The sequence below is a fragment of the Frankia sp. CcWB3 genome, from assembly GCF_977927595.1.
Window position 1 is genome coordinate 1 of sequence record NZ_CDWRCK010000148.1, and the last position, 9,382, is coordinate 9,382.

Annotated in this window: 8 protein-coding genes; 3 read left to right on the forward strand and 5 right to left on the reverse strand. The window is 69.6% G+C overall.

Features of this window, described 5'->3' with window-relative positions; genetic code table 11:
* Positions 1 to 639: 639 nt before the first annotated feature.
* Positions 640 to 1,233, forward strand: coding sequence for a hypothetical protein (locus tag ACY5KJ_RS12550; protein ID WP_462203416.1), 594 nt, complete (start codon positions 640 to 642; stop codon positions 1,231 to 1,233).
* Between the two features lie 3 nt (positions 1,234 to 1,236).
* On the opposite strand, the gene ACY5KJ_RS12555 is transcribed toward ACY5KJ_RS12550, so the two are convergent.
* The 3 genes from ACY5KJ_RS12555 to ACY5KJ_RS12565 all read right to left on the reverse strand — a co-directional run bounded on the left by ACY5KJ_RS12555 (position 1,237) and on the right by ACY5KJ_RS12565 (position 4,137).
* Entirely contained in the window at positions 1,237 to 2,451 is a 1,215-nt protein-coding gene (locus ACY5KJ_RS12555) for a nitrilase-related carbon-nitrogen hydrolase (RefSeq protein ID WP_462188683.1), read from the reverse strand.
* Between the two features lie 80 nt (positions 2,452 to 2,531).
* The gene (locus ACY5KJ_RS12560; RefSeq protein WP_462188682.1) at positions 2,532 to 3,245 is read right to left on the reverse strand and encodes an MBL fold metallo-hydrolase; all 714 of its coding nucleotides are present in this window, start codon (positions 3,243 to 3,245) and stop codon (positions 2,532 to 2,534) included.
* 112 nt (positions 3,246 to 3,357) lie between these two features.
* The gene (locus ACY5KJ_RS12565; RefSeq protein ID WP_462188681.1) at positions 3,358 to 4,137 is read right to left on the reverse strand and encodes an SDR family oxidoreductase; all 780 of its coding nucleotides are present in this window, start codon (positions 4,135 to 4,137) and stop codon (positions 3,358 to 3,360) included.
* Positions 4,138 to 4,327: 190 nt separating this feature from the next.
* On the opposite strand from ACY5KJ_RS12565, the gene ACY5KJ_RS12570 reads away from it, so the two are divergent.
* The gene (locus ACY5KJ_RS12570) at positions 4,328 to 4,588 is read left to right on the forward strand and encodes a Prokaryotic metallothionein (RefSeq protein WP_462188680.1); all 261 of its coding nucleotides are present in this window, start codon (positions 4,328 to 4,330) and stop codon (positions 4,586 to 4,588) included.
* A 204-nt stretch (positions 4,589 to 4,792) separates the two neighbouring features.
* Here the strand turns inward: ACY5KJ_RS12570 and nhaA are convergent, their stop codons facing one another.
* Together nhaA and argS are read right to left on the reverse strand one after the other, a co-directional pair.
* Positions 4,793 to 6,070: a Na+/H+ antiporter NhaA gene (gene nhaA, locus ACY5KJ_RS12575; protein ID WP_462188685.1), complete on the reverse strand. Its 1,278-nt coding sequence runs from the start codon at positions 6,068 to 6,070 to the stop codon at positions 4,793 to 4,795.
* A gap of 237 nt (positions 6,071 to 6,307) precedes the next feature.
* Entirely contained in the window at positions 6,308 to 8,131 is a 1,824-nt protein-coding gene (gene argS / locus ACY5KJ_RS12580; RefSeq protein WP_462203412.1) for an arginine--tRNA ligase, read from the reverse strand.
* Positions 8,132 to 8,768: 637 nt separating this feature from the next.
* Here argS and ACY5KJ_RS12585 point away from each other — a divergent pair.
* Positions 8,769 to 9,382, forward strand: a 614-nt coding sequence (locus ACY5KJ_RS12585; RefSeq protein ID WP_462203413.1) for a GPR1/FUN34/YaaH family transporter, incomplete at its 3' end; no start/stop codon positions are given.

Consider the following 9,382-nt stretch of genomic DNA (forward strand, 5'->3'; position numbering starts at 1 on the left):
GCCCACAGCCATGCCCGTGAACCGTCACCTACAGCAAGATCACTAAAGCAGGTGAATGTTTACCGTCAGGCGGCGGCACCGGAAGCCCGCACCGCTGATGATCAATCTTTCTATACCATGATCCGTACACAGCCCGAGCTCGGTTGCATTTAAATTGTGAAAGTAGCTTCTGGTCACCTGTGTCAGACCGGGCCAACCGATTGGCTGTACTATTTCGATCCGCTGCTCGGAGAGCCATCCCAGGACGCCTGAAAATCGTCTCACTTGATGATCCAGTGACGGAGAGAATCGGACGATGAATCTGCCCGAGACGTCCGCATGACCGCATCCCCCGCCGGGGCGGTGCCCACCGCGGCCGGTTCGACGCCACTCGAGACCGCGGACAGCACGGACCCAGCAGCCGGCACCGACCCAGCCGCCAGCGCGACGCCTGCCGGTCCGGCGGCACCGGCAGACCCGGCATCACCGCGCGGTCCGGCACCAACGGCCGATCCTGCGGAGACAGCCGATTCCGGGAATCCCGTACCCGCCGTGGCCTCGACGGCCGGCGCATCGGCGACCGGACCCGGTCGGACCGGACCCACCCTGCGCGAGCGGGGCCGCCACCTGCGTAAACCGATACGCACCGCCCTGTTGGCAATGCATGTGCTGGTGGGTGTCGGCTGGAATGGCGTGGCGTTCGCACAGCTTGTCCTGGCTTCGACCGCGGCGGCCGATGCCGGTCTTCGGCACTCCGCATATGAGCTCATGCACGTCGTCGACCGGGTCCTCGATATCCCGCTCGCTCTGCTCACCCTGGTCACCGGGGTGGTGATCTCGGTGAAAACGAGATGGGGACTGCTGCGGCACTGGTGGGTGGCGACGAAACTCGTCATCACCGTCGTTGCCGTGATACTCGGCGGCTCCGTGATGCGCCCGTTGATCGTGCGGGCCGGACAGGCGACGGACGGGGGGGAGGTCGCCTACACGGCTCCGACCGTCGCGATCGTCCTCGGTGCCAGTGTGATGAACGTCCTGTTCATCACGGCGACAGTGCTGTCCATCGCGAAGCCTTGGGGAAAGACTCCCCGGGGCCGACGAGCGATGCCCCGAGCCGGTGCGGCTCCCATACCCACGCAGCCGGGCCCGCCGGCGCCATCCGCGGCACTGGCCACCGCCACGGCCGCCACGGCCTCCACGGGGAGCGGGGATCCGGTGCTCCCGGCCACCGTGGCGGTTCCCCTCGGCCCCTGAGGGTCAGACGCTGCCGAGCACGCGGGTGATCCGCACCTCTACGACGACACGCCGGGGATTGGCCCGCGGCGTGCGGTAACGCTGCGCATAGCGGAACTCGGCGTCGGCCACACTCACCGGATCATCCCGGAGCACGGCCAGTCCCTCCAGCGTCGACCAGCGTCGACCGTCGATCTGGCAGAGCCCGACGGGGGTGCCCTGGGCCGGCCCCGCCGCGATCAGGCGGGCCTTGCGGGATCGGGCCGATGTGATCACCCGGGCGATGCCCGCCGCCGGATCGAGCGTCGCGCCGACGGCGACCACGTGCGGGCTGCCCTCCGGCCGGACGGTGGTCAGGCTGCACAGGTGCCGCTCCCGCCAGAAGTCGAGAAAGGCCTCGCCACGCCCGGCCAGGTCGAGCGGATACGCGGGGTCGAGCCGGTTCTGGTGGTCGAGCCCTAGCCGGCGATGCGTGAGCACCGGGAACTCGGCACGAACGGCGGCCGGTCGGGCCGGGTCCAGCTCCGCGCGCACCGTGGTGGGCCGCGGGCCGGCCTCGGCGAGCACCTCTCCCCACGGATCGACGACGACGCTCGCCCCGGCCATCTCCCGGCCCGCCTGGCGGCCCGCGGCGTTGCAGGCGACGAGGTACACCTGGTTCTCGATGGCCCGGGCGCGGGTGAGCATGCGCCAGTGGTCCAGCCTGGCCAACGGCCAGGCCGACACCACCACCACGATCTCGGCACCGCCCTCGGCCAGCAGCCGGAACAGCTCGGGAAACCGGAGGTCGTAACAGGTCGCCAGCCCGACGACGCCGAGTTCGGTGGGGACGGTTCCGACCGTGGCACCCGGCGTCAGCAACCGGGCCTCCGCGGAGCCGTAGCCGAACAGGTGCACCTTGCGGTACGCATGCCGGATCATCCCGTCCGGACCGATCAACACGGTCGTGTTGAAAAGCCGTCCGTCGGCGGACCGTTCCACGATGCTGCCGGCCACCAGGTGGCATCCGCGTTCCCGGGCGGCCTCCCGCAGGGCGGTGACCGTCGGCCCGGTCACCGCCTCCGCCTCCGCCTCGTACCGATCGAAGTGAAAATAGCCGGTGACCCATAGTTCGGGGAGGACGACCAGGTCCGCCTGGGTCCGCCGGATCTCCCCCAGCACCCTGCGCACCCGGTCCGCCGCGTTCTCCTCGTCGGGACAGCCGAGTTGCAGGGCTGCGGCACGGACCGGGGCTGCCATACGGGGCTCCTCGCCTTGTCGACCATGCGGTTCCGTGAACACGAGGGTCTTCCCGGCGGCGACCCGGTCGACCGCGGGATTCAGGACAGGCCCAGCATCGCCTTCCACTGCTGGGCGCTCGTCGGCCGGAAGACGTGGTTCATCCGCCTGACCACCGCGAGGTCCTCCGACGCCTGCGGAGAATACTGGTGGCCGGGGAAGACGGTGGTGGTGTCCGGCAACGCGGCCAACCGACGCAGGCTGTCGTACATCAGTCCCGCGTCGCCGCCGGGCAGGTCCATCCGGCCGCAGCCCTCGAGGAACAGGGTGTCCCCGGCAACGAGCCGGTCGTCGACGAGGAAACACTGGCTGCCGGGGGTGTGGCCGGGGGTGTGCAGCAGCCGCACGGGGATCTCCCCGACCATCACCACGTCGTCGTCATCATGCTCGACCAGATCGGACGCGGAGATCTCGGCCGCCCGCCGTACCCACTCCGCCTCGGCCCGGTTGACGTGGATCGGGACGTTCTGCCGGCCGAGCAACTGGCGGACACCCTCGATCTCCATGCCGAACGCGTTTCCGCCGATGTGATCAGCGTGGTAATGGGTGACGAGCGCGCCGGTGAGCCGCATACCGTCGGCGGCCAGCAGGTTGAGCAGGTCGTCGACCTTGTAGGCGGGATCGACGATCAGGGCCTCGCCGGTCTCGCGGTCGCCCACGAGGTAGACGAAGTTGACCATCTGGGTACCGACCGGATCGCCGACGGCGAAGTCACGGCCGGACAACAGCTGACGGAAGTACAGGCGATCGGTCACCCCGCCAGCCTACGAAGGTCCGGCCCGCGGCGAGGCGGGTTGCTCACCAGGGCTACCTGCGGCGGCCTGACGGCAGACCCGGCGCGCCGGTTGATCGGCCGGCCATCTGCCGTCAGGCGACCGGGCTGAGGCCGCCGTCGAGGTTGATCGCCGCACCCGTGATGTAGGCGGCCCGCGCGGAGAGCAGGAACGCGACCAGATCGGCGAACTCCTGGGCCCGGCCCACCCGACCGAGCGGGATTCCGGAGGTCCGCCCCATCCGTTCGTACAGCTCGTCGCCCGTGATGTTCTCCCGGGCCGCCGCCCGATCCCACTGCCCGCTCTCCACCAGGCCGATCAGAACCGCGTTGACCCGGATCCGGTCCGGGCCAAGCTCCTTGGACAGGGCCTTGGTGAGCGCGAGGCCCGCGGCCCGAGTGACGGAGGTCGGGGTGGAGCCGGCGCCAGGGGCTCTGGCCGCCACGGACAGTGAGTTCACGATGCCGCCACCGCCCGCGCGCCGCAGGTACGGCAACACCAGCCGGGAGGCCCGGATCGCCGCGTGCAGCTTCAGCTCCAGATCGGCGTTCCAGACCTCGTCGGCCTGCTTCTCGAACGTACCGGCCGCGCTGGCGCCGGCGTTGTTCACCAGGGCGTCCACGGCGTTCCACCGGTCGACGGCGGTGGCGACGAAACGTTCAAGGTCGGTGGTGCTGGTCACATCGGCGGGTACGGCGAGAACCTCGCCACCGCCAGCCTGCGCCTGCTCGGCAACCTTCCGCAGCCGTGTCTCGTCGCGCCCGCAGAAGGCCACCCGCGCCCCCTCGGCGGCCAGCGTCCGCACCAGGGCGGCTCCCAGCCCGTTCGAGCCGCCGGTCACCAGCACTACCTTGCCCGCCAACTGAAGATCCATCCCGCTCCTGTCGCCCCGCTCCGGTCGCAGTTTTTCGATGAGGCATGCCGCCCGGCCTTGACGACCTGGGCAGATACCGGGTGATCGGCCCGCCGTTACCATCGATCGACATGATGAACATACCGATGGCGGAAGATGCGATCAGTGCCCATCCGGTCTAACGTCCGGACCGGCGAGAGGGGGCGAGACGATGGCCAGATGTGACACCTGCGGTAACGACTACTGGATGTCGTTCGAGGTGCAGGTCGTGAGTGGCGAGAAATACATCTTTGACTGCTTTGAATGCGCTGTGGCAAAACTCGCCCCTCGCTGCGAACATTGCGACTGCCGCATTATCGGGCACGGCGTCGAAGTATCCGGGCGGTTCTTCTGCTGCGCCCACTGTGCCCGGGTTTCGGACGGCCGCCTCGGCGCCGAGCTCCGCGACACCGTCGGCACGCATCCAGGCTGATCCGGGGCGGGGGCTCTCCTCACGATCCCGGGGTCCGAAGCGGACGGGGAGATCCGGCGCCTGCTGTCAATGGCCCACAACCGGCTGGAGATGGAGGTGTGCTGGCTGTCTCGATTCGCCTGGGGCAACCTCCTCGTCGAGGCCGCGACCGGGGAGGGGACTTCCTTCGGCCTGCGGGTCGGCGTGAACGTGCCAGTCGTGTCGTCAGTCGACACGGTCGGTCTCCGCCTCGTCCACCTTCCCGTAGCCGTCCTTTTCCACCCCCTCGTAGCCATCCGGGATCCCGTTCCGGTCTAGGTCGGCGGTCTCGGTCCGCTCCAGCTGAGCGTAAGCCTGGTTACGCAGGCGCAGCAGCACGGCCGCCAACAGAGCGGCGATCAGGGAGCCGGTCAGCACGGCGATCCTGACGTGATCGCTACGAGGGGAATCGCTCCCGAACGCCAGCTCCCCGATGAGCAGGGAGACGGTGAACCCGATGCCGCTCAGGATCGCCAGGCCCACCACATCGAGCCAGGCCAGCCCAGCGTCCAGGCTCGCCCCCGTGAAGCGCGCCACCAGCCAGGTCGCGGCGAGGATCCCGACCGTCTTGCCGACGACCAGGCCGAGGATCACGCCCACGGCCGCCCGGTCACTCAACGCCTCGGCTAGACCGTCGAGACCGCCCACCGTCACCCCGGCAGAGCAGAAGGCGAACATCGGCACGGCGATACCGGCCGAAATCGGACGCCAGCGGTGTTCGAAGTGCTCGGCTAGGCCTCGGTCCGTCTCGGGAGCACGGCCCCGCTCGCTGCGCAGCACCGGCACCGCAAAGCCCAACAGCACCCCGGCGACGGTGGAGTGCACGCCGGAGGCGTGCACCAGCGCCCAGGTCGCCAGCGCCGGCGGCAGCAGCAGCCACCACGACCGCACCCGCCGCTGCACCAGCACGGTGAACGCCGCCAACGGCACGAGCGCGCCGACCAGGGGCGCGACCGACAGCCGTTCGGTGTAGGAGACGGCGATAATGACGATGGCCACCAGATCGTCGACCACCGCGAGCGTGAGCAGGAAGGTCCGCAACGCGATCGGCAGGTGTCGGCCGATGACCGCCAGTACCGACAGCGCGAAGGCGATGTCGGTCGCCGTCGGGATGGCCCAGCCCCGCAGCGCGCCGCTGCCCAGGTTCACCAACGTGTACAGGACGGCCGGGACGACGACACCGCCGAAGGCGGCGAGCACCGGGACCGCGGCGCGGCGCGGATCACGCAGGTCACCGGCGACGAACTCCCGTTTGAGTTCCAGCCCGGCGACGAAAAAGAAGATCGCCAACAGTCCGTCGGCGGTCCACTCCGCCAGCGTCAGATCAAGGTGGAGGGCGGCGGGACCAACCCGGACGGCCAGCAGCGATCGGTAGGCGTCGGACCAGGGCGAGTTGGCGAGTGCGAGCGCGAGCACGGCGGCGGCGAGCAGGAGCGCCCCGCCGATCGTCTCACCGCGCAGGATGGCGGCGACCCGCTGAGTCTCCGCCCGCGAACCACGGCCGAAAAGCCGGAAACCACGGCGAAACCGGGAGTCCCGGTGAAACCAGAAACTGCGGTGAAACCATGGACTGTGAGGTGGCGGCGGGCCCAAGGCGGTCTCCCAGCATCAGGGGTCGAATCGGACATCGCCGACCAGACTTCCCGGCACACCATGCACATCCGCGTGGATACCAGCTTAACCTGGACCCGCCGGCCGGGCCTACATTCGGTCAGGCGCGGCGATGCCGAGCAGGTCGAGCCCTTGGCGCAGGGTGCGGGCGGTGAGCCGGCACAGGGCGATGCGGTTGGCGCGCAGGGAGCCCGGAGCGGACAGCACCGGGCAGGCCTCGTAGAAGTCGGTGTAGGCCTTGGCGAGATCGTAGAGATAGCCGCAGAGCCGGTGGGGTTCGAGGGCGCGGCTGACGTCGACGAGCGTGTCACCGAAGGCGTCAAGGGTGAGGACGAGCGCCCGTTCGGCGGGATGCGGCGTCAGGGTGGGGTCCACCTCGACCAGGGTGTCCGGGGCATCCGGGGCATCCGGGATGTTCGGAGTGTCGCCGGCCTTGCGGAGGATCGACTGGATCCGGGTGTGGGCGTACTGCAGGTACACGCCGGTGTTCCCGGTGAACGACACCATCCGTTCGACGTCGAAGGTGTAGTCCTTGGTCCGGGAGGTGGACAGGTCGGCGTATTTAACGGCGCCGATACCGGCCTGCTCGGCGATCAGGTCGAGCTCGGCCGGGTCGAGGCCGGGGGCCTTCTCGGCGACGATGGTGCGGGCCCGTTCCACGGCGGTGTCGAGCAGGTCCATGAGCTTGACGGTCTCGCCGGAGCGGGTCTTGAACGGCCTGCCGTCGGGGCCGAGGACGGTGCCGTAGGAGACGTGGGTGGCCTCGACGTCGTCGGACAGCCAGCCGGCGCGGCGGGCGGCCTCGAAAACGAGCCGGAAGTGCAGGGCCTGGCGGGCGTCGACGACGTAGAGCAGCCGGTCGGCCTTGAGATCGCGGATGCGGTAGCGGATCGTCGCGAGGTCCGTGGTGTCGTAGCCGTAGCCGCCGTCGTTCTTGCGGACCATGAGCGGCACGGGCTCCCCGTCCGGTCCGGTCACCTCGGCGGAGAACACGCACAGGGCCCCGTCGCTGCCGGCCGCGATACCCGCGCGCACGAGTTCATCGACGACATCGGGAAGCCAGGGGTTGTAGAAGGACTCGCCCACCGAGTCCTCACTAGTGAGCAGCACGCCGAGGCGGCGATAGATCTCCCCGAAGGCGAACTCGGACTCGGCGACGATGTCCCGCCACTGGCTGACGGTCGCCGCGTCGCCGGCCTGCAACGCGACGACCCGGCGCCGGGCCCGGTCGGCGAAGGCGGGGTTGGCGTCGAAGGTGCTCCGGGCGGCCCGGTAGAGGGTATCGAGGGCCGAGACCGTGGAGGCGCCGGCGGCGAGGTCGTCGTGGTGCCAGGACGCCGCGGGATGCTCGTCGAGGTACTGGATGAGCATGCCGAACTGGGTGCCCCAGTCCCCGAGATGGTTCTGGCGGATGACGTCCGCGCCGAGGAAGCCGAGCACCCGGGCCAGGCAGTCCCCGATGATCGTGGTGCGCAGGTGGCCGACGTGCATCTCCTTGGCGATGTTCGGCCCGGAGTAGTCGATGATCGTACGACGGCCCCGCTCGGCCGCGCCGACGCCGAGCCGCCCGGCGGCAAGGCGGGCGGTGACCTGCCGCCACAGCGCGTCATCGGCGAGGGTGATGTTAAGGAAGCCAGGCCCGGAGACGGTGACGTCGGCCACCAGAGCGGCGCCGTCGGCGCGCACGGCATCGGCGCGCACGGCATCAGCGACCGCAGCCGCCAGCTCCCCGGGGCGGCGGCGGGCCCGCCGGGTGAGCGCGAGCGCCGCGTTGGCCTGGAAGTCCGCGTGGTCGGAGCCCCGGACAACCGGGTCGGCGCCGGCGAGTTCCGGCAGCGCCCGGTCGATCGCACCGGCGACGGCGGTCTCGACCTGCCTGCTCAGCGACGGCACCTCATGGTTGCTCACGTTCATGTCCTCCTCCACCGATGTCTCATTGTTCCAGGCGTGGTGACGTTCCAGGCGTGGTGACCGGCGCCGGACGCGCAGCCACCGCAGCGCACGGCCACTGCGGCCGGCCGGGCTGCCTTGACCTCCGCTACAAACCGCACCAGCCCGCGGCGGCAGCTCTCCGGGAGTCCTTCCCCCACCCCGATCACGGGGCTACGGACAGGGTGCCACCGCGCCCGCACACGCTGTGCCATACGCCCACCTCCCGGCACCGGTCACACACGTCGGTACCGACAGCACACACCCCGCCCTCCGGGCAGCGCCAACCCCACCCGGCGCCTCCCGACCCGGCCAACGTTCATGGACATCGCGCTGGCGATGACGACCCACGAGTTCGGGTTCGACGAAGTCGAATGCGCCTTCAGGTTGAAGAAAACCAAGGAGGAAGGCATTATCAAACTCCTCGTTCGTTTCGCGTAGCCCGCAGCGTGACACGACGGCAAGTAACGCCAGCAAAACCGGGAGGGCCGAGCACTGCCTCACCGGCGTAGGACGGGGACGGCGTAGTCCCCACGGCACGTCCGGCCCTCCTCTACCGCCCGCACCCGCAGCACATACGGCGGGCCGCCTCGGAAACGGCCCCTTCAGGAGGATGATCCCGATGACCACCAGCACCGACAGCGCCACCGTCGCCACCCACTCACAGCCGTTACCGAACGAGACCGAGACATTACCCGCTCCGCCGCCTCTCAGCCCGCTGCGCGGCAACCCGGGCGTGATCGGTATCCCCACCTTCATCGCCGGTGCCGTCGGCCTCGGGCTGGTCGACACCGGGTGGCTTCCGCCCGCCGCGGGCGGCGCCGCCATACCCGTCATCATGACTGCCACCACCGTCGGTCTCCTGATCTCCGCGATCTGGGCGGCGGCGCTCGGGCAGAACGCCGCGGCCAGCCTGTTCGGGGTGTTCTTCGGGTTCTACGGCAGCTACGCCGCGTTCGTCCTCGGTCTCGGCCACAACTGGTACAATATCCCCGCCGATCAGGTCACCAGGAGCACCGAACTGTGGCTGATCAGCTGGCTGGTCACCATCGTCCTGTTCACCGTGGCCACCCTGCGGTTGCCCAGCAGCTACACCCTGCTGCTCGGGCTCGTCGACGTCGCGCTGGTGTTGCTACTGCTCGGCACCATCTACGCCAACACCGCCCTCACGCACGCCGGCGGCTACGTCGTGTTTGCCTTCATCGCGGTCGCGGTCTACCTGTACCTCGACATCAT

Coding starts and splice junctions, on each gene's coding strand:
- ACY5KJ_RS12550 (WP_462203416.1), top strand. CDS start 640: ATGCATGTGCTGGTGGGTGTCGGCTGGAATGGCGTGGCGTTCGCACAG.
- ACY5KJ_RS12555 (WP_462188683.1), bottom strand. CDS start 2,451: ATGGCAGCCCCGGTCCGTGCCGCAGCCCTGCAACTCGGCTGTCCCGAC.
- ACY5KJ_RS12565 (WP_462188681.1), bottom strand. CDS start 4,137: ATGGATCTTCAGTTGGCGGGCAAGGTAGTGCTGGTGACCGGCGGCTCG.
- ACY5KJ_RS12570 (WP_462188680.1), top strand. CDS start 4,328: ATGGCCAGATGTGACACCTGCGGTAACGACTACTGGATGTCGTTCGAG.
- argS (WP_462203412.1), bottom strand. CDS start 8,131: ATGAACGTGAGCAACCATGAGGTGCCGTCGCTGAGCAGGCAGGTCGAG.